At 60.3% G+C, this 23,570-nt stretch carries 16 protein-coding genes; 8 read left to right on the top strand and 8 right to left on the bottom strand.

The window, feature by feature from the left end; translation table 11 throughout:
* Nucleotides 1-33: 33 nt before the first annotated feature.
* Nucleotides 34-915: a LysR substrate-binding domain-containing protein gene (locus IB245_RS21640; RefSeq protein WP_008034326.1), complete on the bottom strand. Its 882-nt coding sequence runs from the start codon at nucleotides 913-915 to the stop codon at nucleotides 34-36.
* A 160-nt stretch (nucleotides 916-1,075) separates the two neighbouring features.
* Here IB245_RS21640 and IB245_RS21645 point away from each other — a divergent pair, with 160 nt between their 5' ends.
* The 6 genes from IB245_RS21645 (at nucleotide 1,076) to IB245_RS21670 (ending at nucleotide 8,499) form a co-directional block, all read left to right on the top strand.
* Entirely contained in the window at nucleotides 1,076-2,713 is a 1,638-nt protein-coding gene (locus tag IB245_RS21645; RefSeq protein ID WP_192228604.1) for a 5-guanidino-2-oxopentanoate decarboxylase, read from the top strand.
* Nucleotides 2,710-4,158 carry an aldehyde dehydrogenase family protein gene (locus tag IB245_RS21650; RefSeq protein WP_192228605.1) on the top strand — a complete coding sequence of 483 codons (1,449 nt, stop codon included), beginning with the start codon at nucleotides 2,710-2,712 and terminating at the stop codon, nucleotides 4,156-4,158. The genes IB245_RS21645 and IB245_RS21650 overlap by 4 nt, the downstream gene beginning before the upstream one ends.
* Before the next feature lie 217 nt (nucleotides 4,159-4,375).
* Complete coding sequence (locus tag IB245_RS21655) at nucleotides 4,376-5,479, top strand: extracellular solute-binding protein (protein ID WP_008034320.1); 1,104 nt, start codon at nucleotides 4,376-4,378, stop codon at nucleotides 5,477-5,479.
* 193 nt (nucleotides 5,480-5,672) lie between these two features.
* A complete protein-coding gene (locus IB245_RS21660; protein WP_008034316.1) occupies nucleotides 5,673-6,581 on the top strand; it encodes an ABC transporter permease in 909 nt (302 codons plus the stop codon).
* Nucleotides 6,578-7,426, top strand: coding sequence for an ABC transporter permease (locus tag IB245_RS21665; protein ID WP_008034315.1), 849 nt, complete (start codon nucleotides 6,578-6,580; stop codon nucleotides 7,424-7,426). The genes IB245_RS21660 and IB245_RS21665 overlap by 4 nt, the downstream gene beginning before the upstream one ends.
* Before the next feature lie 17 nt (nucleotides 7,427-7,443).
* Nucleotides 7,444-8,499 (top strand): ABC transporter ATP-binding protein, encoded by a 1,056-nt coding sequence (locus IB245_RS21670; RefSeq protein WP_192228606.1) that lies wholly within the window; start codon nucleotides 7,444-7,446, stop codon nucleotides 8,497-8,499.
* 122 nt (nucleotides 8,500-8,621) lie between these two features.
* Here the strand turns inward: IB245_RS21670 and IB245_RS21675 are convergent, their stop codons facing one another.
* Complete coding sequence (locus IB245_RS21675) at nucleotides 8,622-9,551, bottom strand: AraC family transcriptional regulator (protein ID WP_192228607.1); 930 nt, start codon at nucleotides 9,549-9,551, stop codon at nucleotides 8,622-8,624.
* Between the two features lie 334 nt (nucleotides 9,552-9,885).
* Here IB245_RS21675 and IB245_RS21680 point away from each other — a divergent pair, with 334 nt between their 5' ends.
* Together IB245_RS21680 and IB245_RS21685 are read left to right on the top strand one after the other, a co-directional pair.
* On the top strand, nucleotides 9,886-10,239 hold the full coding sequence (locus tag IB245_RS21680) for a putative quinol monooxygenase (RefSeq protein ID WP_008034309.1): 354 nt from the start codon (nucleotides 9,886-9,888) through the stop codon (nucleotides 10,237-10,239).
* A 41-nt stretch (nucleotides 10,240-10,280) separates the two neighbouring features.
* Complete coding sequence (locus IB245_RS21685; RefSeq protein ID WP_008034307.1) at nucleotides 10,281-10,511, top strand: hypothetical protein; 231 nt, start codon at nucleotides 10,281-10,283, stop codon at nucleotides 10,509-10,511.
* Here the strand turns inward: IB245_RS21685 and IB245_RS21690 are convergent, their stop codons facing one another.
* The 6 genes from IB245_RS21690 to IB245_RS21715 all read right to left on the bottom strand — a co-directional run bounded on the left by IB245_RS21690 (nucleotide 10,512) and on the right by IB245_RS21715 (nucleotide 23,537).
* Nucleotides 10,512-11,141: a flavin reductase family protein gene (locus IB245_RS21690; RefSeq protein WP_192228608.1), complete on the bottom strand. Its 630-nt coding sequence runs from the start codon at nucleotides 11,139-11,141 to the stop codon at nucleotides 10,512-10,514.
* 230 nt (nucleotides 11,142-11,371) lie between these two features.
* Entirely contained in the window at nucleotides 11,372-12,694 is a 1,323-nt protein-coding gene (locus IB245_RS21695; protein ID WP_192228609.1) for an MFS transporter, read from the bottom strand.
* 287 nt (nucleotides 12,695-12,981) lie between these two features.
* Nucleotides 12,982-14,307, bottom strand: a complete 1,326-nt coding sequence (locus tag IB245_RS21700; protein WP_192228610.1) for a sigma-54-dependent transcriptional regulator — start codon at nucleotides 14,305-14,307, stop codon at nucleotides 12,982-12,984.
* Nucleotides 14,301-16,067, bottom strand: coding sequence for a sensor histidine kinase (locus IB245_RS21705; RefSeq protein ID WP_192228611.1), 1,767 nt, complete (start codon nucleotides 16,065-16,067; stop codon nucleotides 14,301-14,303). Before IB245_RS21705 ends, IB245_RS21700 begins: the two co-directional genes overlap by 7 nt.
* 94 nt (nucleotides 16,068-16,161) lie before the next feature.
* Nucleotides 16,162-18,891, bottom strand: coding sequence for an RHS repeat domain-containing protein (locus IB245_RS21710; RefSeq protein WP_192228612.1), 2,730 nt, complete (start codon nucleotides 18,889-18,891; stop codon nucleotides 16,162-16,164).
* A 2-nt stretch (nucleotides 18,892-18,893) separates the two neighbouring features.
* A complete protein-coding gene (locus IB245_RS21715) occupies nucleotides 18,894-23,537 on the bottom strand; it encodes a SpvB/TcaC N-terminal domain-containing protein (protein WP_192228613.1) in 4,644 nt (1,547 codons plus the stop codon).
* Nucleotides 23,538-23,570: the final 33 nt, after the last annotated feature.

The raw sequence follows: 23,570 nt of genomic DNA on the forward strand, positions 1-23,570 counted from the left end.
GGAGCGGGCTTGCTCGCGAAGCTTTTGAGCTTTTCACCGACTCTGCGCCTGCTCCACCAACCACCCCATCAATTCGCGCAACTTCGGCGAAGGTGCAGGTTTCTCCGGGAATACCAGGTAATACGCCAACCCGGTTTTCACCTTCAATTCAAACGGCATGACCAGCCGCCCGGCACTCAGGTCATCGCCAATCAACGACCAATCGCCAATCGCCACACCTGTCCCCTGAGACGCCATCGACATCGCCAGGTCCAGGGTTTCGAAATGCTGACCCTTGCTGACATTGCTCAGTTGAAGATCCGCCGCTTTCAGCCAGGCATTCCAGTCGCGCTCATCCCGCGTCGGGTGCAGCAGCAAGTGCTGTTGCAGATCCGCCGGTGACTGCAAGGCCTGTGGCCCTTCCAGCATCGGTCGCGAACACACCGGCGTCAGTTGCTCATCGAACAGCAGATAAGACGTCAGCGCGTTGTCCGGCGGCGCGCCATACATCACCGCCGCATCGAATTGCTCGCGATGAAAATCCACACCGTGCTTGACCGTGGTGGTCAGCTCCACCGGCACATCCGGACGCTCCCGTTGCCACTGCAACAGGCGCGGCAACAACCAGCGCATAACACAGGTCGGCGCCTTGAGTTGCAGGGTTTCGCGCTTCTCGCCGATCTGCTCCACCGCCTCGTCGATCAAGCCGAAAATCTGCTGCACCCGTGGCAGCCACTCCCGTCCTTCCGCCGTCAAATCCAGGCCGCGGGCCTGGCGAATGAACAGCTCATAACCCAAATGTTCTTCCAGCCCGGCGATCTGTCGACTCACCGCGCCCTGGGTGATGAACAGCTGTTCGGCGGCACGGGTGAAGTTGCAGCACTGCGCGGTAATCAGAAAAGTGTGCAGCGCCGGCAGGGGAGGCAATCGTTTCATTGGGATCCAAGGTATGACGTGAGGACATGGCTAGTATGACTTTTTATCCATTGTTGCGGCTACGTGTCGCCCGTTCCAATGAGGCCATCCCTGGACCTGCCCGCTCATCATAAACACTGCGCAGGCCCGGCGTCTCAAACGAACAAAAAGGGCAAAAGACATGGCGACGTGCGGCGAAGTATTGGTCAAGTTACTCGAAGATTACGGGGTTGAGCAGGTGTTCGGCATCCCCGGGGTTCACACCGTGGAGCTGTATCGCGGGCTGGCCCGTTCGAGCATCAACCACGTCACTCCGCGTCACGAGCAGGGCGCCGGTTTCATGGCCGATGGTTATGCACGCACCAGCGGCAAACCGGGTGTGTGCTTCATCATCACCGGTCCGGGCATGACCAACATCACCACCGCCATGGGCCAGGCCTACGCCGATTCGATCCCGATGCTGGTGATCTCCAGCGTGCAGACCCGCAGCCAGTTGGGCGGTGGTCGCGGCAAGCTCCACGAGCTGCCGAACCAGAGCGCATTGGTCGGCGGCGTGGCGGCGTTCTCCCACACCCTGATGTCGGCGTCCGAACTGCCGGGCGTGCTGGCCCGCGCTTTCGCGCTGTTCCAGGCCGGTCGTCCGCGTCCTGTTCACATCGAAATCCCACTGGACGTTCTGGTTGAAGAAGCCGACGACCTGCTCAGCAGCCTGCCAGTCAACATCGACCGCGCCGGTGCTTCGCCAAGCGCGATCAGCCGCATGACCGAACTGCTCGCCGGCGCCAAACGCCCACTGATTCTCGCTGGTGGCGGTGCCATCGATGCCGCTGCGGAATTGACTGAACTGGCTGAATTGTTGGACGCGCCAGTCGCGCTGACCATCAACGCCAAAGGCATGCTCGAATCCGGCCATCCGCTGTTGATCGGCTCGACCCAGAGCCTGGTTGCGACTCGCGCCTTGGTTGCCGAGGCCGATGTGGTTCTGGCCATCGGCACCGAGCTGGCCGAGACCGACTACGACGTCACTTTCGCCGGTGGTTTCGAAATTCCCGGCAAGCTGCTGCGCGTTGATATCGACCCGGACCAGACCGTGCGCAACTACCCGCCGCACATCGCACTGGTGGCCGATTCGCGCAACGCTGCCCAAGCCTTGCTGAGCGCGCTGTCCCACAAATCGCTGGCCGAGCGCCGCAACGATTGGGGCCAGGTCCGCGCCGCACGTCTGCGCGAAGACCTCGCCGCCACCTGGGACGCGCCGACACTGGCCCAGACCCGTTTCCTGGAAACTGTCCTGCACGAATTGCCGAACGCGGTGTTCGTCGGTGACTCGACCCAACCGGTGTACACCGGCAACCTGACCTTCAACCCGGAGCGCCCGCGCCGCTGGTTCAACTCGTCCACCGGCTACGGCACCCTCGGTTATGCCTTGCCGGCAGCGATTGGCGCCTGGCTCGGCGGTAGCGTTGAAGACGGCGCACGTCCTCCAGTGGTGTGCCTGATCGGCGACGGCGGCCTGCAATTCACCCTGCCGGAACTGGCCAGCGCTGTTGAAGCGCGTACCCCGGTGATCGTCCTGCTGTGGAACAACCAGGGCTACGAAGAGATCAAGAAATACATGGTCAACCGCGCCATCGAGCCGGTCGGCGTAGACATCTACACCCCGGACTTCATCGGTGTCGCCAAGGCATTGGGCTGTGCGGCTGAAGCGGTCGACGGTGTCGAGCAACTGCGCGGTGCATTGCGCTGCGCGGCTGATCGCCAGGGCCCGACCCTGATTGAAATCGATCAGACTGTGTGGATGCAGGCGGTGTCGAAATGACTTTTCCTACCACCCTCGACGGTCTGTTCATTGACGGAAAATGGTCGGCGGGCAGCGAACACCTGCGCGTGATCAACCCGGCCACCGAAGCGTTGCTGACCACCGTGAACGGCGGTGATGCGCACTCCGTCGATCAAGCCGCGAACGCAGCGACCGAAGCCTTCAAGGCCTGGTCGCAAACCACCGGTGCCGAGCGCGGTGCAATCCTGCGCAAAATCGCTGCGGGCGTACAGGCTGGTCGCGACAAGTTGATGCACTTGCAGTCGAGCAACAACGGCAAACCGTTGTTCGAAGCGGCCATCGACGTCGATGATGTGATCGCTACTTTCGAGTACTACGCAGGCCTGGCCGAAGGCCTCAACGCCAAACAGGACAGCAACGTCGAGCTGCCCACCGACGACTTCAGCGCCCGTGTGCGCCGTGAGCCGTGTGGTGTGGTCGGCCTGATCGTGCCGTGGAATTTCCCGATGGTCACCACCGCCTGGAAACTCGCCCCGGCCTTGGCCGCCGGTTGCTGCGTGGTGCTCAAGCCTTCCGAAGTGACGCCGCTGCCGGAGCTGGAACTGGCGGCGATCATCGCCGAGGCCGGTTTGCCGAAGGGCGTGTTCAACGTGGTCTGCGGCACCGGTCTGGCGGTCGGCGCGCCGATGTCGGCGGACCCGCGCATCGCCAAGATTTCCTTCACCGGCAGCAACGCGGTCGGCGTGCAGGTGATGCAGCGCGCGGCAGAAACCGTGAAGGGCGTGAGCCTGGAACTGGGCGGCAAATCCTCGCTGCTGGTGCTGGCCGATGCTGACATCGAACTGGCCGTGGAAGTGGCCTGTGGCGGTGGTTTCTTCAACGCCGGGCAGATGTGTTCCGCCACCAGCCGCGTGCTGGTCGCCGATGAACTGGCCGACGAATTCCTCCTGCGCCTGAAGGCGCGTACTGAAGCCATCCGCGTGGCCGACCCGTTCGACCCGAACGTGGAAATGGGCGCACTGGTCAATCAGGCGCAATACCAACGCGTGCTCGGCCACATCGATCGCGGTTTGAGTGCTGGCGCCAAGCTGATCTGCGGCGGCAATCGCCCCGCAGACCTGCCGCGCGGTTATTTTTTGCAGCCGACGATTTTCACCGAAGTGCCCCTCGACAGTGCGCTGTGGTGTGAAGAGATTTTCGGCCCGGTGATCTGCGTGCGCAGTTTCGCCACCGAAGCCGAGGCGATTGCCCTGGCCAACGACAGCCAGTTCGGCCTGGTGGCCAGCGTGGTGACGCGCAACGCCGAGGCGGCGGATCGGGTTGCCAACGCTTTGCAGGCGGGGCTTGTGTGGATCAACGCGCCGCAAGTGATCTTCCCGCAGACCGCCTGGGGCGGCTACAAGCAGAGCAGCATCGGCCGCGAATTGGGGCCGTGGGGCTTGCAGGCTTTCCAGGAAATCAAACACGTGATTCGCGCCGTCTGACGGCACGAAAAAGGTGAGCGCATGCCTTCAAAGGAGGCATGCGCTGGCGTCATGGCTTCAATGAATTTTTATCGATAGTCAGGTGTTTTACACGACCTCAGGATGAACTCACTGGTTCAGCCAAGCCCCCGAAAATACGGGGGATAACACTGATCCGGCCGCGCGGATGCAACAGTTTCGACCTGCCTTATACCTACAAAAACAAAGGGAGTCCGTAATGGGCGAGCATGATCTGAACAGACGTCAATTCATCAAAACCGTAGGCGTGGCCTCGGTTGCCGCGGCAGCCATGAGCTTGCCCTTCGTCAAGGCCAATGCCAGCGACACGCGCTTCCAGGGCAAGACCCTGCGCCTGCTGACCTGGTCCGATGACACAGGCCTGGCGGCACTGCGCAACATCGCCGCAACGTTCGAAGACAAGTACGGCTGCAAGGTCATCGCTGACCGCACCGGCAGTACCTCGGAAATGGTCGCCAAACTCAAGGCCGGCGGTGATCGTCCGCAATACGACATCATCACCCTGGCTGGCGTTGGCGCCGAAGGTCTGGCCGCCGCCAACCTGCTGGAAAAACCTGACCTCAACCGCATCCCCAACCTGGTGGATGTCCCGGAGAAATACCGTACCGGCGCCAATGGCCACGGGATCGGTTACCTGCTCTGGTGCAACAGCCTGGTCTACAGCACCCGTACCATCAAGGAAGCACCGGACAGTTACGCCGCCCTGTGGGACGCAGAGCTGTCGCCGAACATCTTCCTGCCGCCGCCGAACTGGACCGAAGCGATGGACCTGATCATCATCGCCGCCAAACTGGCCGGTGGTGACGAACACAACATCGAACCCGGCTTCAAGAAACTCGCCGAGCTGAAGGATCGTGTGGTGACCCTGGGTGAAAACCCGAACCAGATCGCCGAGCTGTTCCGCACCGGTTCCCTGGACATGGGCGGCTTGTACGCACCGGCCTTCTTCCCGAAACAGATCCGCGATCCGGCCTACGGCCTGGGCGCCACGTTCGGCATGAAAGAAGGTTTCTACACCGACTTGATGCTGTCGGTGATGCCGAAGAACCGTCCGGGCGATACCGACCTGACCTACGCGTTCATCAACCACTCTCTGGACCCGCTGGTGCAGGGCAAGATGGCTGAGGACATTTACAACGGCCCGGTCAACGCCAAGGCGATCATCTCCGCCGAAGCGCGCAAGAGCCCGTACATCCTCACGCCGGAGCAGATCGCCGAGAAGGCGATCATGCACGACAACGCCTTCCTGGCCTCCGTGCATGACCAATGGATTCGTCGCTACACGGAAATCTTTTCTTCCTGATCGAGTGGCGAACACAGGTCCATAAAGCACCACAAATCCAATGTGGGAGCGGGCTTGCTCGCGAATGCGGTGTGACATTCAACATTGATGTCGACTGACACGGCCTCTTCGCGAGCAAGCCCGCTCCCACAGGGTTTACGGTGATTTCGAAGATTATGTTTGCCAGCTGCTTTCCATTGACGAGACCCTTGCTATGGAACACCAACCTCTGACTCATCCGGTCGATGCAGCTCCTGTGCGCGCCAATCGGGGTGTTTCGCCGACGACCCGCGCCTGGTTTTTTCTGACGCCGTCGATGCTGTTTCTCGGCGTGCTGATTGCCGCCAGCCTGCTGGTGCTGCGCATGAGCGTCGGCACCAAAGGCGCGGAATGGACCGGGTTCAGCCTGGCCAGCTACGCCCAATTGCTGGAACCGTATTACCTCAAATCCTTGCTGCTGACCTTGCGCCTGGCGCTGATCAGCGCAGTGATCGCCGTGGTGCTGGCGATCCCGGTGGCCTACACCATGTCGCGCCTGACGTCGCCGTTTGTGCGCAGGATCTTCCTCGCTGCGGTGCTGCTGCCATTGCTGGTCAACCTGCTGCTGCAAAGCTACGGCTGGCTGGTGATTCTCGGCCCGGGCGGCATGCTCAATCAGGCACTGATGGGCCTGGGCCTGATCAAGCGCCCGATCATGCTGCTGTACAACCAGAACGGCGTGCTGATGGGCCTGGTGCAAACCGCGTTCCCGTTGGCCGTGCTGCCGATTGCCAGCGCCATGCGCGGCGTCGCCCGCACTTACGAAGAGGCCGCCGCCACCCTGGGCGCCAGTCGCTTTCAGGTGTTCCGCCAGGTGGTTCTGCCGATGAGTTTTCCGGGGATCATCACTGGCGCGACACTGGTTTTCGCTTACAACGCCAGCAGCTTCGTGGTGCCGTTGCTGCTGGGTGGCCGACGCGTGCCGATGCTGGCGGTGATGGTCCATGACCAGATCGCCCCGCTGATGAACTGGCCCGCCGCGTCCGCCGCCGGTGTGGTGCTGATTGTCACCACGCTCGCGATCATGACTTTGTCCGAATACATCACTGGCCGTCGTCGGCGCATGCTGGAGGCTTCGCAATGAGCTCTGTGATCAAGAAGCGTTACTCGCTGCTGCCAGGCGAAACCGGCAAGTTTGCCGGCATCCTCTCGGGGTTCATTTTGCTGCTGGCGGTGTTGCCGATCCTGACCATGATCGTCATGTCGTTCAGCGGTGCGTCGAACCTCGACTTCCCGCCGAGCAGCTACAGCCTGCAATGGTACAAGGCCGCCTGGCACACCTTCGTGTCGCCGGACGCGAGTGATGTGCTGAGCCTCGGCAAAGCCATGACCACCAGCCTGATGGTGTCGTGCCTGACCATGGTTTTCGCCACGATCATCGCGGTGCCGGCGGCTTATGCGCTGACCCGTTGCGAGTTCCGTGGCAAAGCGGTGGCGCTGCAACTGATGTCGCTGCCGCTGGTGTTTCCGATGGTGGTATTGGGCCTGGCATTGCTGCTGGTGTTCGACAGCCTGCCGTTCCAGATGACCACCTCGCGGCTGGTAATCGCCCACGTGATCCTGGCGCTGCCGTTCGTGGTGAAAAACTGCACGGCGGCAATGCTCTCCATCGGCAGCGAAGTCGAAGAGGCCGCGCAAATGCTCGGTGCTTCGCCAACGCGGGCGATCATCGATGTGGTGGTGCCGCTGATGAAATCGGGGATTCTGGCGGGGATGCTGCTGGCGTTCATCGTCTCGTTCAACGAATTCACCGTGACCTATTTCCTTTACACCATCGACGTGATGACCGTGCCGATCTGGATGTACAGCCGCACCGTGTCGTCGCTCGACCCTACCGTATTTTCGTTTGCCGTGCTGATCGTGCTGATCGACTTCGTCCTGATCTGGGCGTTGGAGAAGCTGGTCGGTGAAGGTGGCGTTTCGTTCTGATTCTTGAGGTGATTCATATGTCTGGTCTGATTCTGGAAAACGTCGAGAAACATTACGGCTCGGCCTGCGCGGTAAAGGATGTGAACCTGCATTTGCCGGAAGGCAAGCTGGTGTGTTTCCTCGGCCCTTCGGGCTGCGGTAAAACCACCTTGCTGCGGATGATCGCCGGCCTCGAAACCCTGACCGGCGGCGAGATTCGCCTGGACGGTGAAGACATCGGCCAAACCCCGGCGCATCTGCGTAATTTCGGCATGGTGTTTCAATCGTTGGCGCTGTTTCCACACATGACCGTTGGGGAAAATATCGCCTATCCGCTGAAATTGCGCGGGGTCAGCAAGGCTGATCAGCACAAGCGCGTAGTGGAATTGCTGGAACTGATCCAGTTGCAGGAAATGATTGATCGCCCGGTGGCGAAACTGTCTGGCGGTCAACGTCAGCGTGTGGCGATTGCCCGGGCGATTGCCAACCACCCGAAAATCCTCCTGCTGGACGAACCGCTGTCGGCGCTGGACGCCAAGCTGCGCGAGTCGATGCAGGTGGAAATCCGTCAGCTGCAACAACGCCTGAACATCACCACCATCATGGTCACCCACGACCAGCGTGAGGCGATGACCATGGCCGATATCGTCGTGGTGCTGGGTGAGCATCGCGTGCAGCAAGTGGGCACGCCGATCGAGATCTACCGGCACCCGGCCAACGAGTTTGTCGCGGACTTCATCGGTTCGGGCAACATCTTCCCGGCGACCGCGCTGGGTAACGGCCAGGTCAGCCTGCCGGGGGGCGATGCACTGCAAGTGCCGATCTGCACGAGCATTGCGGCGGGAGAGAGGGTCAAGATGCTGATCCGCCCTGAGGATCTGCAACTGTCGCATCCGCAGGCGACGGCGGGGAATCGTTTGTTGGGCACCGTGACGTTCGTGCGTGATATCGGAGCGACGATCGAGACGACCGTGGAGTGTTCCGGGGTGTCGTTTACCGCGTTGAGCACGCCGTGCCAGGGGTTTGGGTTGAGCATTGGCAACCCGGTGTCGGTGACGTTGCCGGCCGAGGCTTGCCGAGTACTCGGCGCGTAAAAAGCGCACCCCCTGTAGGAGCGAGGCTTGCCCGCGAAGAAGGCAGCGCGGTACTTCTGGAAAACTGCGTTATCGTTCTTCGCGGGCAAGCCTCGCTCCTACAGGTGTGCGGTTGAATTCGGCTAAACCGTCAACCGCAACCGCGCCAAATCCCGCAGCGGCGGCGCCCCGAACAACCGGCTGTATTCCCGGCTGAACTGCGACGGGCTTTCATACCCGACGCGATACCCCGCCGCCGACGCTTCCAGCCCTTCGGCCAGCATCAACCGCCGCGCTTCCTGCAAGCGCAGTTGCTTCTGATACTGCAACGGACTCATCGCCGTCATCGCCTTGAACCGGTGATGCAAGGTCGACACACTCAAATTCACTTCCTTGGCCAGATCATCAATGCGCAGCGGTTGCTCATAGTTGCCGTTGAGCCATTTGATCGCCTGGCTGATGCGGTGGCTCTGGCTGTTGGCAATCGCGATCTCATACAAGCGATGGCCCTGCTGACTGCGCAGCAACCGATAGAGAATCTCCCGGCGAATCAACGGTGCGAGCATGGCGATGTCTTTCGGTGTGTCCAGCAATCGCGCCAGGCGCAACACCGCATCGAGCATCGCGGTGTCGATCCGTTCGACATACAAACCGCGACCGGTGGGGCGGGTCGGCACGCCCAATGGACCGGCGTCTGCAATCAACGCGGTGATTTCCGCCGGATCAATGTCCAGCCGCACCGAGAGGATCGGTTCTTCAGAGGTGACGTTCACTATCCGCCCGCTCAGGGGCATGGAGACCGACACCACCAGGTAATTCAGCGGGTCGTAATTGAAGTATTCGTCGGCCAGTCTGACCTCTTTGCGCCCCTGCGCCATGATGCACAACGCCGGTTGCGCCAGCACCGGGGCGAATTCATGGGACTGGCTGTGTTTGCCCATGAACAGCGAGGCGACGGCAGTGGCATAAGTGCCATCCTCCATCGTGTTGCGACGGATGATAGCGGCCAGTTCCGCGCGCTGTTTCTCCATGTCGGCGTCCAGCGGGGCTTGAAAGTGATCGAGCGACGACATGCAGGGCATCCTCGGCGAAGCAATGGGAATGAGCTGAGCTTAAATTTGTGCAAGGCACAGCGGTAGACACATCCTGCGAAAAGCTTGCCTGATTCTGCACGGGGTTGAAGAGGTGTGCTGCTCGAGCAGTCTATGGCAGAGAAAACTTGCTCGAACCTCGTGTTTCAGGCCTGTGACACTATTCACACATTGTTACAGGTACCGAATGCAGCCTCGCAGGATTGTGCAACAAGCCGGCAGGAATCGACTAACGGGGCGGCGAGCAGGGGCTTAATCTTGGATCCTGTCGCAGCCCGTCCCACGGCTGCCACTCGAGTACCTGGGAGGGTTGAACATGTCTAAGCAGATCCCCGTCAGTCATATGGCCTTCGTCCGGGCCCGCGCCGGGTGTTCGGCGGAACTCGGTGCGCGCCTCAGCGCCTTGATCGAGCCGTCGCGCACCGCGCCTGGCTGCCTGAGTTTTTCCCTGCAGCATTCGCAGTGCGATCCGGAATTGTGGCTGGTGTCCGGTTTCTGGACCCATCAGCAAGCCATGACGGCCTATTTCAGTACGCCGGCCATGGATATTTTCGCTGAGCTGGTGCAAGAGCTGGTGGTCAACAGCCTGGATTTCCATACCTTCAAGGACGTGTCGGCGGCCCAGGCGCAGTGGCAGTCCCGGTCGCGGGTACACAAACTGGCGGGTTGAGGGTTTAATGACGCCATTCTCAATCAGCCAGGATCCGCGACATGGCACGCAAAGCCTTTGAAACCTTCGAAGCCGTATCCGCCGTAGTGCCCCGCGAGGGCGGTTACTATGCGGCGATTGCCACCAAAGCCATCGGTGGCTCGGGCGCACCGCGCTTCAACAAATTGCTGGAAGACCAGACGTTCAAGACCGCCAAAGAAGCGGACGAAGCTGCCGCCCTGCAACTGACGCACCTCAAGGGCGTCGGCGAAGACGGCGAGCTGATCTGGTAATTACTTGACCGCTCCCGGGCGGAACATCTTGAACAAGGCCTCCGGGCCCAGTTGAAAGTAATCCGCTGGTCCGCCACCGCGCAGAATCGGTTCTGCCGCGGCGGTGTCGTACACCCCGTCCTTCAACAGCCATTTGGCGATGTGCACGGCGACCACTTCGCCGAGAATCAGCCAGCTCGGCACCACGTTGCCGTCGGCGCGCTGCAACTGGATGATCTGCGTGACCTTGCACTCGAAGGACACCGGGCTTTCGGCGACCCGTGGCACCTGAATGATTTTCGACGCGACAGGCGTCAGCCCGGACAACTCGAACTCGTTGACCTCTGGCCCGACCATCGCGCAGCTCTGGTTCATCTGCTCGGCCAGCGGCCGGGTTGCCAGGTTCCAGGCGAACTCGCCGGTCTGCTCGATGTTGTTCAGGCTGTCTTTGCGTCCGACGCTGGAAAACCCAATGATCGGTGGAATGTAGTTGAACGCGTTGAAGAAACTGTAGGGCGCCAGGTTCAGGCGGCCGTCGGCATCCTGCGAAGAAATCCAGCCGATGGGGCGCGGGCCGACGATGGCATTGAACGGGTCATGCGGCAGACCGTGGCCGTTGGCGGGTTCGTAGTAGTGGATGTCGTCGGGCATGAAGGGATTCCTGTTGGTGTGGCGTTCATAGTGCAAGGATGCCCCCATAATTTCCAGCGCACACAATCCCTTGTAGGAGCCGGCTTGCTGGCGATGGTGTGTCAGCTACGTTGATGTCGGCTGACACTCCATCGCCAGCAAGCCGGCTCCTACAGGGGGATTGTGTTTATTCAACGAAAAAGGGGCAGACCCGCTAAGGTCTGCCCCATTTTTTTGTTGCGCTGACGAGCTTAGTCCGTCTCGATCCGCGAATGTTTGCGGGTGTCTTTCATGGTGATGTACACCAGCAACGACACGGCAATACACGCGGTGACATACCAGTAGTAACCGGTTTCCATGCCGATGCTCTTGAACCACAGCGCGATGTATTCAGCGGTGCCGCCGAAGATTGACACGGTCAGGGCATACGGCAGGCCAACGCCCAGGGCGCGGATTTCGGTCGGGAACAGCTCGGCTTTCACCACGGCGTTGATCGAGGTGTAGCCGCTGACGATGATCAGCGCCGCCATGATCAGGAAGAACGCGCCCCACCAAGACTGGATGGTGTGCAGGGTGGTCAGGATCGGCACGGTGAACAGCGTGCCGAGGATGCCGAAGGCGATCAGGATCGGCCGACGACCGACCTTGTCCGACAGCCCGCCGATGATCGGTTGCAGGCACATGAACAGGAACAGCGTGGCAGCGGAAATGGTGGTGGAGTCGGAGATGCTCATGCCGACGGTGTTCACCAGGTATTTCTGCATGTACGTGGTGTAGGTGTAGAACGCCAGGGTGCCGCCCATGGTCAGGCCGACCACGGTCATCAGTTCCTTGGGATGGCGCATCAGCGTGCGCATGGCGCTTTCTTTTTTCTCTTTCTTGACCTTGGTGAATGACTCGGTCTCTTCCATGCCACGACGCAGGTACAGCGCGACCACGGCACACAGCGCGCCGATGGCGAACGGAATACGCCAGCCCCACGCGTACAGCTCTTCGGTGGTCAGGATGTTTTGCAGCACGATCAGCACGCCCAAAGCGATGAGCTGGCCGGAGATCAGGGTCACGTACTGGAAGCTGGAGAAGAAACCGCGACGGTCCTTGGTCGCCATCTCGCTGAGGTACGTCGCCGAAGTGCCGTACTCGCCACCGACCGACAGGCCTTGCAGCAGACGGGCGAAAATCAGCAGGATCGGTGCGCCGATGCCAATGGTTTCATAACCCGGGCTCAGGGCGATCACCAGCGAGCCGAAGCACATCAGGTACACCGAGGCCATCAGCGCTTTCTTGCGACCGGCCTTGTCGGCGTAGAGGCCCATCAGCCAGCCACCGATCGGGCGCATCAGGAAGCCCACGGCGAAGATCGCGGCGGTATTCAGCAGTTGGGCGGTGGTGTCGCCTTTGGGGAAAAACGCTTTGGCGAAGTACAGGGAGAAGGCGGCATAGACGTACCAGTCGTACCACTCGACCATGTTGCCGACCGAACCGCTGAAGATCGATTTGATACGACTGGCGGTGGTTCTTTCTTTGACCGGCACGGCAGCCGACCCAAGGGGCAGGGCGTTGGAGTTATCCATTGAAGGATCCTTCGTTTAATTGTTTTTGTGGAGCGCGTTTAAACGCAGCCTGCGAGGGCTATAGCAGGAGGTGTGCCAACGGGGGGAGGGCCGGTTTAGAGGGGGGGAGAGGTTTGGATGAGCGGAAATCCGCTTATGGTTAGCGGAGCAGCGAGCGAAAATCCGCGCATGTTCGCGATCCTGTAGGAGCGAGGCTTGCCCGCGAAGAATCCAACGCGGTGTAACTGGAATACCGCGTTATCGTTCTTCGCGGGCAAGCCTCGCTCCTACAGGGTTTGCGTCGGCCGTTAGAGGAACATCTCCCGGGTCAGGCCATGCCGCTGCATCTTTTCATTGAACGTGCGGCGCGGCAGTTGCAGCTCTTCAAGCACCGCTTTCACATCGCCCTTGTGCCGCGTCAACGCCGCGCGCAGGCAATGCGCTTCGAACGCTTCCTGCTGCGCTGCCAGCGACTGCCCCGGATCGATGCCCGCAGGTGTGGGCTCTTCCAGCCCCAGCACTTGCCGTTCGGCCACGTTCGCCAGTTCGCGCACATTACCCGGCCAGTCGTGGCTCAACAGATGGCTCAACTGCGGGCCGCTCAGCGGCGCAAACGTGCGGCCCAGCCGCTCGGCAGCCCTGTGCGCAAACGACTCGAACAACAATGGAATGTCTTCGCGTCGATCACGCAACGGCGGCAAGCGCAACTCGGCAACGTTCAACCGATAGGCCAGATCCTCGCGAAAGCGCCCGGCCCGCGCCTCGTCCAGCAAATCCGGTTTGGTCGCAGCGATGATGCGCAAATCCACGCGAATGCTCTGATTGGAACCCAGGCGCTCCAGCTTCTGCTCCTGCAACACCCGCAGCAATTTCACCTGTTGGGCCAGCGGCATGCTTTCGATTTCATCGAGAAACAGCGTGCCGCCATCGGCGTATTCGAGCTTGCCGATGCGTTTGCCCTGAGCGCCGGTGAACGCGCCGCTCTCGTGACCGAACAGCTCGGCCTCGAACAACTGCTCGGGAATCGCTGCACAGTTCAGCGCGACAAACGGCTTGTCGGCACGCGGGCCGAAGTCGTGCAGGCAGCGGGCGACCAGCTCCTTGCCGCTGCCGGTTTCACCGCGAATCAACACGTTGACCGGCAACGCCGCCAGGTCCAGCACTTGCCGACGCAATGTCTGCAAGCCACGGGACACGCCGAGCAAGGTCGCGTCGAGTTTGGCGCGGTTATCGGCCTGCTCGTGCAACGCGCGGTTTTCCAGCACCAGCCGACGCTTGTCCAGTGCACGGCGCAGGCTGCCGAGCAGGGTTTCCGGGCTGAAGGGTTTTTCGAGAAAGTCGTAGGCGCCATCGCGCATCGCATCGACCGCCATTGGCACATCGCCGTGGCCGGTCAGCAGAATCACCGGCAAATCGGTATCGCGGCGCTGCACTTCGGCGAGCAGTTCCAGCCCGGTCATGCCGGGCATGCGCACGTCGCTGAGGATCACCCCGGGGAAATGCTTCGGCAGTTGCGCCAGGCATTCATCGGCGCGGCTGAACAGCTGCACCTCGAAACCCGACAGGCTCAGCCATTGCTCGACGGCACTGCGGATGCTGCTTTCGTCGTCGACCACCATCACAGAATTCAGCATGCGCCAGGCGCCTCCGGATCGATGGGCAGGGTGAGGGCGAACACCGCGCCGTTGTCGTGATTAGCGGCGCTCAGGCGTCCGCCCGATTCGTGAACGATGGCAAAGGATACGGCCAGACCGATGCCCAGGCCATCGCCCACCGGTTTGGTGGTGAAAAACGGATCGAAGACCTTCGGCAGGTTTTCTTCGGCGATGCCGCCACCGTTGTCGATGACGCTCAGGCGCCAGAGTTGTTCGTCGGCTTCGAGGCGGATTTCCAGGCGTTTGCAGGGTTTGTCCTGCATCGCATCCAGGGCGTTGCGCAGCAGATTGATCAGCACTTGTTCCAGACGAATCGCATCGCCGCGCACCCACGCCGGGCGTGTCAGGTGCAGCACGGTGCTGACCTGTTCATCGCGCAGGCGCGTGTCGAGCAGTTGCAGCGATTGGTCCACCACTGAAGCCAGGTCCAGGCGTTCGCGCAAGCCGCTGGGGCTTTTGCGGGCGAAGGTTTTCAGGTGGCCGGTGAGGGCGGCCATGCGCGTCAGCATCTCATCCACCGGTTTCAGTGCCTTGTAGGCGTCGTCGACACGGCCGTGATCGAGCAGCAACCGCAGCGTCGCCAATTGCATGCGCTGGGCGGTCAACGGTTGATTGATTTCATGGGCCAGCGCTGCCGACATCTGCCCGAGGGCGGCCAGTTTGGCCGATTGCACCAGACCGTCCTGCGCCGTGCGCAGGTCGCGGGTGCGTTCTTCCACTAACTGTTCGAGCTCTTCGCGACTGCGCTGGCGCATCTTCGCCAGGCGCCAGCGCTGGTTGAGGAACAGCAATAGAAACACCAGCGTCAGCCACAACCCGGCAGCGGCGAGGGCGGCATTGCGACTGTCTTCGAACGCCACTTGCGGACGACGCAGCAAGTGCAGCGTCCAGCCCTCGGCGGTCAACGGCAGGGACTCCCACAGGTAATCCGCTTTGCCGTCCGGGCCTTCGACCCGCGCCAGTTCGCTGTTGTCGTCAAAGCGCCGCAATGTTTGATAGCCGAGCAGCGTCAGTGGCTGCTTATCGTATTGGCGGGTGGCCTTGAGTTCGGCGTGGTCGCTTTCACTCAGCGGCTTTAACTGCCGATAGCGCCAGCCCGGCTGATTGGCGATGAAGATGATCCCGCGTGCATCGCTGACCAGCAGCGTGTCGCTGCCCTGACGCCATTCGCGCTCCAGTTCGGGAAATTCGAGCTTCACCACCATGGCGCCGAGAAACTTCCCGCCGTCATCGGTCACGGCGCTGGACAGGAAGTAACCGGGAATCCCGCTGGTCACGCCCACTGCATAAAAACGTCCGGTGCCCTGGGTGCGGGTCTGGCTGAAGTAGGGGCGAAAACCGTAGTTGTGACCGACGTAACTGCTGGGCAAACGCCAGTTGCTCGCCGCCACGGCGAGGCCAGTGTGATCGAGCAATTCCAGGGTCGAGGACTCGGCAGCGCCGTTGATCTTTTCCAGTTTGCGGTTCAGCGCGTCTTGCTGTTCCGGTGTCACCGGCCCGTTGAGCGCCGAACGCAGCTCCGGGTCCAGCGCCAGCACGGCGGGCAGGGCGCGGTAGCGTTCAATCAGGGTGTGCAGGGACGTGGCGTACAGGCCCAGTTGCAGATTGGCGCGGGCGGCGTCTTCCACCAGGGCCTGGCGCTCGGCGTGGCGCATGGCTAGCGTGGCTGCGAAAACCGCGCCAGCGAGGATGATAAAGGTGTAGAGCGTCAGGCGCAGGGTGCGGGAAATCGAAATCATGGAACGTGAGTCGGACTGACGATAGGAGGCGCAAGATAGCATGCGGGGTATCTTGCGCCAGCTCTCATCTCATGACGGTTGTCCTCCTTATCGGTCAGTGGTTGACAGTCACACGCGCACGTTTCATTTCTTCTGGCAGTCGACCCAATGACTTAATCCTGGGTTTACCATCGTTTAGATCATCAAAATTCAAATGTGCTTCACGCATTCTGTTTGAAAGTCCGGTTTGGTCGTCCAGGGTGTAGGTGGGGTCGGGATTATTAAGGTGTTGACGCAATCTTGGTGTATTGAGTACCAGATTTTCAAGCAAGGAGACGCCACCTACTTCATCAGCATCGATCTCATAAAAGTAATGATTATCTTGCGATTGTGCTGCATAAAACAGCACCCCTTCGAGCGTTTCCGAAACAGTTAACGCTTCGTTACTGAGCATTTTTCTGATGGAAATGAACTCAGTTGTAGCGTTGAACCCATCCCTTAGTACCTCTTCAGGAGGGCGCCGATCTGCCAGGTACACTTTGCCGCCAAAGCTGGTTCTTTCCAGCAGGTTTGCATCGTTCCAGTAGTGAACGGGTTTATCGGGGTTCGCATTCAAAATGTCGAGGACGGTATTTTGATCATTTGTTGGTGAGGGAGGCGGGACGGGGCTGTCAGCAGAACCCGGACTGGATTCGCCCGGTGAGTCATGGCTTGCAAATGATTCGGGTGAGTCCTGGTAATCCATTGACTCATCGTCCTCCAGCTCTGAAGCAGGCAGCACAATCGGTGGCAGGCCATACTCCGCTCTGATTACTGGTTCGATTTCCAAAAACGCATCTATAGCTTCTTCGTATGGCCCCCAAAAACGCCCATCAGAATCTGTCCTGCAAACAGGGTTGTTTCCACAGAAGCAATACAAGTTCAAACCGTCAACCGAACCCGCCGGATCCGGATTCACCCACCGCCCCAACCACGGCGCGAAATACCGAAACCCATAGTAATAAAGCCCACACGCATCCCGTTCCTTGCCCGAATACCGAACGGTCTTGTAATCCGCATCGACCTTCGAACGCGCCGCCCACCACGCGGTCCCGCCATAGGGGTAATAACCCTCATGGCTGATGACGCCCGCATGTTTATCCAGTTCCAGGCTGCAAGACCCCAGATGATCGTCGACGCAGTAGCGCAACTGATCAGCCTCGATATCGCCGGGTTTGCCCTTGACCCAATACAGGCACCGCACGCTGCCACGGGCCAGTGGAACGCAGATGACGTGAAGTTCTTCGTCGTCATCGGTAGTGCGCACTTCCAGTCCCGGAAGGTAATGAACGACACGCCGATGAGCCACAGCATGGGCCTGCTGGGTACTGAACTTGGCCACCCGTTCACCGGCCGCGTTGTAGCGAAACCCTTCAGCGTCATCGGCCTCGGTCGGGCGGCCGACGGTGGTCACGCTTTGCAACTGATTCAACGCGTCCCAGGTCATCGGCTGTGCACCGGGGGCCAGATATTGCTGGTTGCCGTTTGCGTCGAAATTGCGTGGGAAGTCCGGCTCGTCTTCACCGTCGTTCCAGGGCAGGGCGCGGTTGCTCTGCGGATCGACGCGCAGCTGTTGCCTGAACGGATTTCCATCACTGACATGACGCAGTTCGGTACGGTTGCCGCTGGCGTCGTACTCATAGAATTCGGTGAAGTTGAGCAGCCGCGCGGGGTCGATGGGGCAGGGCGTGATCAGCTCCGGCAAGCCGGGGTTCTGGCCAGCATTGGCAGTCTCACGACCCGTGGCGCTGATCAGTTGGTAAAGACTGTCGTAGGTGTAAGTGTTTTCTGCCGCTACACGCTGGTTGGCGAAAAACGTGACGGGTTGGGTGTGGTCCACTATCCGCAGAATACTGCCGACCGGGTCGTACTCATAACGCAGGTCCTGCAAACGAGCACCTTCCGGCGTGGTGGCGGTCAAGCGCTTCAACCGGCCGCTCGCCGCCTCGTAGGTCGCACTGCTGGTGACGTCGTTGCCGGTCACCTGAGTCAGCAGTTGGCCTTCGGCGTTGTAGCTCGCCGCTTTCAACAGCGGTTGCGGGCCTTGAGAGTCGAGGGTCAGGTCAATGCGTTGCAATTGCCCGGCGCGATCAACGCTGAAGTGTTGTCGATGACCACCGGCATCGGTCTGTTCAAACACTTGCCCCGACGGCCCGAAACGGCTCGCGGTGATGTAACCCGCGCCGGGTTGCAGCAGGGCGTCGCGTTCCGCTTCGTCAGCGGACCAATCGGCCTGCACATCAGAATTTTCAGGTAAAAAGCGCCGGGTCTGGCGGATCAAGCCACCGCTCAGCGCCTGTTGATTGAGCCAGACGCAACCGGCCCTATCATCGTGACGAATCACCTGTCCGCACTGATTGCGCTCCGCGAACTCACCAGCGTTGTCGGCGTAGGTCAGGCGTTCAACGGTGCGTAAGGTCGAGCCCCGGGATTGTTCATGGACTGCCGTCAGCCGTCGCTGTGCGTCGTACTCGTTCTGCCAATGACTGCCTCGACCATCCCAATGCTCGCGCATGTTCCCGGCCTTGTCCGGTAAGCCCAGGCGCCATCCGGCGTCGCGACTTTCAGTGCACAACGCCGCGCCAGACAGGCTGTAAACCGTGGCCATGTTCGGGCGGGACGCGGGCGCGAGGAAGCGCGGATCCCGTTGCGCCACCAGGCGACCGGCGCCGTCATGCTCCTGAGCCGTCACCAGCGCTTCGGGCCTGAGCTCAGCCGCGTCTCGCCGCCAGTACTCGACCTGACGGACTGGCAGACCACGGTTATCGATGACCGCCAGTTGTGGCGTATGCGAATGGATGCTCATGTTCAATGGAGCGTTCTGTTGGTTCGGCGCTTTTCGGGTGGTGGCGGCTCAAACAGATCATTCTCGTCAAACGCCACGGTGCACCAGATCCAGTACCACATTTCCCGGCGCAGCGGTTTCATCTCAGAGTGCTCACCTTGCGGCATTTTTTTCGCCAGCACGGTTTCGGTCGGACGCCCTGCTGCATCGTAGAACTGCTGGTCGTGATAGGCGTGTTCACGCATTGAGTGGTCTTTGATGTTTGTCCACCTATTCGCAAAGTACGGCCGGTAGATCCGCACTTTTTCACCCTTGTTGTTGTACTCGACCGGCTCGCTGACCCGCCAGCGCCGCACGGCTTCGGCTTCCTGCGGGGTGCCGTCGTCCTTGAGTTTCAAGGTACCGTCGTCCAACACCACCAAAGCCTTGCCCGGTTCGACCTCCTGCTTGGTTTGCAGTACCCGGCTGAAGCCGTCCTGATGGCTGATGGCGATGCGAATTTGCTTCGCCTGATCGCCGGGAAAACGGTCTGCTTGCAGGACCGTGATGTGCACCGGCTCGCGATGGGCGGCATCGACGTATTGTTGGAGAAGTTGCTCGGAGGGTGTGGGGTCTTCGAGATCGTGCAGATGCTCGCGAGCGCGATCGCAAAGGTGGCCGCTGGGTAGCACAAATCCTTCTGCCAGTGCCCAGTCCTTCCATCCATCGGGCAGCTCGGTTGTCGGCAGACGGCCCATCCAGCTGAACGCATCGCTGAACATGGCCATGGCGTAATTGCCGATGGCGACAAAGGGCGATTCGATGGCATGGGCCGGACTGCGGTCGTCGGGGCGCACGTAGTCGCTCAGCGGGTCGAAGCCGACCGCCTCACCCAGTTCGGTGCCATAAAAACTGGTGACCAGCACTTCGCCAAAAGCGTTGTAGCGTGCTTCCTGGGTGTTTTGATTGGGGTCTTTGATCGCTGCGGGCAGAAATGTGCAGTAATCAGTGTCGAGGATCTGAGTGATGCAACCGTCCGGCAATTCGATGGCCGTGTGCAGGCACCAGTAAGGGTCGTAGGTGACTTTGGTGATGCCGTGGCTTCGGGTTTGCTGGAAGTGCCGGACGTTGTAAAAGCCTTCTGGCCCGTGATAGCTGGGGAAGCCACGGTGGATCGACCACAGGTATTCCTTCGCGTCAGTCGGATCGGTGGGTTCCGACGGCTCAACTTCAGGCAAGAACCACTCCATGATGTGGTAACCCACCTCGGGTGATTCAAGCTTTTCCTTGAGGTTGAAGGGCATGTTGCCGTCTTTGTCCATGAGCTTGTCGTAAGCGCTCAAGGCCGTGGCATCCAGTTCGGCAATCTCCATATAGGCCGGCAGCGCATGGACAGTCGCCGTGCCTTGTTCCAGGGTCTGGTCGTTGGAAGGATCGGTGTAGAGCTGCATCGACATGCCCGCGAGCACCGATTGTTTCGCCCATTCCCCCTCGTCCTTGCTCCACTCCAGAAAGTTCTCGTGGTGGATATCTTTGATACTCAACTGCGCCTTTTCCAGCACCAGCGCATTGCTGCGCTCCCGATACGGCAACCCCAGTCGAAAAGGCATTCCCGACTTCCAGGTTGCTTCGTGGTCCACGTGAATGAGTTCGGCTTTGGATTCGGTCAAATACCAGCGCTGCTGCGCCTCATCATGGGCGTCCTTCCAGTACCGGTTTTTATGCTCGTCATCAAAGGGGGGCGACTCGTCGGTTTTGCGCCGGGCGTAGTAGACCGTCATCGCGTGGAGCACGCTGCCGAACTCGTCCCATTTCAGGCTCAGGCTGTGTTCGCAGCGCGGGTCGTCCGGCAGTTCAGGTTCGTACTGATAGCTGATCGATTCCAGTGCCATGGGTTGCAGCACGGCATAAGGATAATGCTCGTTTTTTGCACGCAACAGGCGTACCTGATAGCGAGCTTCCGTCACCGCATACGGCACAACCGGGTTATCCCAAGCGAAAATTTCAGAGCGCAACGTCGAGCCACTCAGCGCACGTGCGATCTGGCGGGCCGTTTCTTCGTCAGGCTCCAGCGGTTCGCCGGCCTTGTCGCGCACGTGAAAGCGTTCCAGTTTGGTGGCTTTCAGCGCAACGGCCTGCGCATCGCTGCTGTAATACCCGTCCCTTGGCGGATCAATGGTCTTGCCTGTGTGAAACCAGGTTTTACTCAAGATCGGCGCGGTGAAGCCCAGACTGTTGCGTTCCGCCTCGGTGGCTTCGGTATCGGTCTGCAATAACAGGCCAAAACCACGGAACTCCCGTTCGAAGGGGTCGTAATAACCCTGGCGGTAACTCATGAGTTGGGTCAGTTTATTGCGGGTGATTTCATCGATCTGGGTCTGGCACCTGACCAAGTGCATGGCGAACGGCACGCCGGACTCGACGATTTTGTCTTCATCGATCTGGTGGTGCTCGTATTCCTCATCGAGGAACTCCTGCGCCGAACTGCGATAGTCGATGAGACTGAGCGTGCCCATGTTGTTGTTGCTGCGGTTGAGCAGATACGGTTTGGCTTTGACGAAGTCGTAGCGCCAGTGCCGGGGCGACATGTGCGGTACGGTCAGGACCACACTGGTGCAACCCAGCCCCAGCAGGTCGGCAGTGGTGACCTGGCACAACCGGTCGTAGCGCACGCCTTCAGGCCAGGGCAGATCAATCGACTCGGTGGTGAAACCTTTGCCACAGTGGTTCATGAACACCCGCATCCGGTCCGATTCCAGATAGATCAGGTCAGTTGCCCCCGAACCATCCAGATCCGCCAGCAAGACTTGCGAAGCGTTGAATGACTCGTAAGGAAACGTCGGAGCGCTGAGCACGATTCTTTTCCCGAAGCGCCCATGACCGAGGTTGGGCCAGCACTCCAGGCTGTTGTGACGGAGGCGGAACAGGTGCTGTTTGCCGCTGCCCAGCACATCACTGAAGCCCACCACTTCGGTTTCGGAATTGCTCGGCAGTGGCAGGGCATCGTCGTTGTCGTGCTCTACATTTCGGCCTGCACTGAAACCTTTGTCATCGCCCAGATTGGTGTACAACCGCACGCTGTTACTGCCGATCAGGGCCACGTGAGTGCGACCGTCGCCTACCAGGTCGGCCATCTGCGCCTGAGGATGGAAATACTCCAGCGGGAAGGCTTTGTAGGGGACAAATCCTGACCACTGGCGGTCAGGGTTCATGGTGAAGCAGCCATTCATGGTCGGGGCGTGCACACCCCATTCGAGCTTGCCGTCACCGTTCAGGTCGGTGAGCGTCTGACGCAGCGGTTTACTGCTGTCGGCCAGCGGAATGTACGGCAGTTCAGTCAAGTCGCCGTAGCGAACGTCATCGCTGGGGTAGTTATCGCGCAACGGTTCGCGGTAGAACCAGGCCTTGTCGTAGCGACATAAAATGCCGGGCATGCCTTTACCGTACAAATCCACCAACTGGTAACGCTGACCGTCATTGAGGCCTGGCATCTGCGGGAACGCTTTCCAGCCGGGTTGATCGGCTTTTTTCAGATCGAAAGGCGCGTAGCTGAATTCGAACGGCGGCCGGCTCTCGACTTTGCCTTGTTGATCGTAAGCCTGAAGATGAGCGGCAGTCAGGTGGTTGTATTCCAGCGCACCCTGGCGGTGCTGCAGAAAAAGCCGTTGAACCAGCGTTGGTGAGGCACCCAGTTCGTTGCGGAAATGGTGAAACATCAGCACCTGCCGACAGAGGCGCCGCGTGCCCAGTTCGAATCCGTAATCGTGATTCCAGAACGGGTCGCTGCGTTCGAGCCATTTGTCGTGCTGATCGCCTCCCTGCAGGTACTCGGGGCCATAGACCGGTATTTGCATCAAGTCGTGGCTGCGTTCGCCGTAATCGAATAGCAGATGAAAGTGGAAGTCGACGTCTTTCCAGCCACCGTCTTTCAACGAATACAGCTCTGACTCCGCCACTGCATTGCCGTACAGCACTCGCTGCAAATACCGCTGGGCACGGTAGTCGCGAAAATCGGGCGCGACCGGTTCCTCCGTTTCGGCCTTGTACTCATAGACGATGTGCTCGCCCCGAGGCGTGACGGTTTCGTCCAGCAGCCAGACCCCGACGCGTTCGGGCTCCTGGGGTTTGTTCTCGTCCCTGGGTTCCGCCCGGCGCGAGGCCAGCGTCTTGCCATAGACATGGCGATTGCCATCGGCGCTATGAATCAGCCAGAAACCGGCCGCATCGTCATCGCTGACCAGCCGTTCGATTTTGGTAAAACCGCCCTCGATGCGTGGCTGATAGCGAATGGCTCGATAGGTTGTTGTCCCGAGAGTGACGGGTCTGTCAACGATCTCTCCGTTGGCGTCCAGCTCCGGCATCCAGGTTTCGCCATCGGCGCCAACCATCAGATCCTTGCGCTTGTCGTAAAGCGGAACGCCCTTGCTCGTGCGCACCGTTATCGCATTCACGGTCAAATGCCAGCCGATACCGAAAATACTGTTGCCCACGTGGCTGCTGTAGCTCAGCGAAAGGGCCGGCACCATTTCCCGATTGGGAGCCTGGGAAATGGGCACCGGTATGGCCATCGAGGCCGAACCTGTAGTCCCCACCGCTCCCCAGCCGCCAAAACTGGCAATGGCGCCGCCGATTTTCGGTTGGGCAGGGGCCGAAATATTGATAGTGCCTTTTTGTTCTTCCGTGGCCATTTCCGTTTCCACCTGACAAGGACGCACAAGTGC

This window comes from Pseudomonas sp. PDM02 (assembly GCF_014852285.1).
Classification (GTDB): Bacteria; Pseudomonadota; Gammaproteobacteria; order Pseudomonadales; family Pseudomonadaceae; genus Aquipseudomonas; species Aquipseudomonas migulae.